Below are 1,832 nucleotides of genomic sequence, written 5' to 3' on the forward strand. Positions count from 1 at the left end.
GATATGGGGGCCGAAGGATTAATCGCGCCGATGGTGAGTACCGTCGAGCAGGCGCAGCACATCATCAGTTCCATGAAATACCATCCGGCTGGCGCTCGCGGCGTGGCGCTGCAGATCGCGCATGACCGTTACCGTCCGGGCTCGGTTGCAGATAAGTTCGAGGCGGCCAACCAGCGCTCGGTGTTCATCTGCCTGATCGAGACCGCCGACGGCGTCAAGAACATCGACGGCATTGCGGGATTGGACGGCGTCGATTGTCTGTGGGTCGGTCACTTTGATCTGTCGGTCTCGCTCGGCATTCCCGGCGACTTCGCGCACCCGACCTTCATCGCCGCGATGGCCAAAATCGTTTCCGCCGCCAAAAGGCACAACAAGTCGCTCGGGCGCCTGGTGCCCAACGTCCAGCAGGGCCACGAGTTCTACGCACAAGGCTTCGACTTCATTTGTTATTCGGGCGACGTCTGGATACTGCACGACGCGATCGCCGACGCGGTCTCCAAAATCCGGGCCGGGTGCCAGTAAGAACGGAGGAGAGAATGGGCGACCTAAAGTTCAAGGTGGCGCTTTCCGGTGATTTCCGCATGCCGGACGGCTCGCTGACCTATCCCGACTTCGACCTGGAGCCTCTGCGCAAGGCGCCAGGCCTCGAGATGACATTCCTGGAATCGAATAACCCGCTTCGCGCCGACCAGCTTGAGGACTTCGATGCGCTGATCCTTCTCACTCATCGCTTCGTTTCCACGAGTGTCCCCAAGAGCGGTCGGCTGGCCGTCGTTGCCCGCTTCGGCGTCGGCTACGATACTGTCGACGTCGAGGCCTGCACTGCCGCCGGCATCGCTCTGGTCATCACGCCCGATGGGGTAAGACGGCCGGTCGCCGTATCCGTCATCACCTTTATGTTGGCACTCACCGGCAAGCTGTTCACGAAGGACGCCCTCACCCGTAAGGGACCTCATGGCTTCCAGGAGCGCTCCCAACATATGGGTGTCGGGCTCGTGGGGCGTACGCTGGGGTCGCTCGGCATCGGCAACATAGGCGCCGAAGTTTTTCGCCTGGCAAAGCCCTTCGATATGAGGTTCATCGCCCATGACCCATTTGCAGACAAGAAGGTCGCTGCCGAACTAGGCGTGGAGCTGGTCGGACTGGAAGATCTGTTTCGTCGCGCCGACGTGCTGTCGGTAAGTTGTCCGCTGACGCCTGACACGCGTCATCTCGTCAGTGCCGAGCGGCTCGCCCTGATGAAGCCTACTGCTTACCTGATCAATACAGCGCGCGGCCCGATCGTCGACCAGAAGGCGTTGGCACAAGCCCTGCGGGAGCGTCGTATCGCCGGCGCCGGTCTCGACGTGCTGGAGCAGGAGCCGCCGGATGCTGACGATGCAATCCTCAAACTCGACAACGTCATCCTTGCCCCGCACGCATTGTGCTGGACCGACCAGTGCTTTGCCGGCAACGGCGCTGCAGACGTCAAAGCGGTAATCGAGGTTCAACATGGTCGCGAGCCGCGCGGTGTGGTCAATCGCGAGGTGCTTTCGAGCGAGCGGTGGAAGGATAGGCTGGCCGTTTTCGCGGGCCGCTTCGGAAGCTAGGAGTGCGAGAATTTGGCGCGCCGCCGCGGCCATTGCGGGGGCCTTACGGGAGGAATGCTCGACCGCCGCGCCTGCGGACGAGTGAGCAAATGAGAAAACGGGAGGACCAAGCACTATGAACGATCGTGAAAAACGTGACTTTCAGGCCGGTCTCGAAGCAGAGGTCGACGCCTTCATGCGTGGCGAAACGACCCGCCGGAATTTCATAACCCGCTTCGGCCAGATGACCGGTATGTTGGCAGC

General features: G+C 61.5%; 2 protein-coding genes. Both read left to right on the plus strand.

Going from position 1 to position 1,832, the window contains the following annotated elements:
• Positions 1 to 522, plus strand: a 522-nt coding sequence (locus EN932_RS35370; protein WP_128369485.1) for an aldolase/citrate lyase family protein, incomplete at its 5' end; no start/stop codon positions are given.
• 59 nt (positions 523 to 581) lie between these two features.
• Entirely contained in the window at positions 582 to 1,589 is a 1,008-nt protein-coding gene (locus EN932_RS35375) for an NAD(P)-dependent oxidoreductase (protein ID WP_206619016.1), read from the plus strand.
• Positions 1,590 to 1,832: the final 243 nt, after the last annotated feature.

Source organism: Mesorhizobium sp. M7A.F.Ca.US.002.01.1.1 (genome assembly GCF_004022955.1).
Lineage (GTDB): Bacteria > Pseudomonadota > Alphaproteobacteria > Rhizobiales > Rhizobiaceae > Mesorhizobium > Mesorhizobium ciceri.

What these genes read in the sequence shown, in the direction of transcription:
- EN932_RS35375 (WP_206619016.1), top strand. Translation starts at nt 582, where the DNA reads ATGCCGGACGGCTCGCTGACCTATCCCGACTTCGACCTGGAGCCTCTG.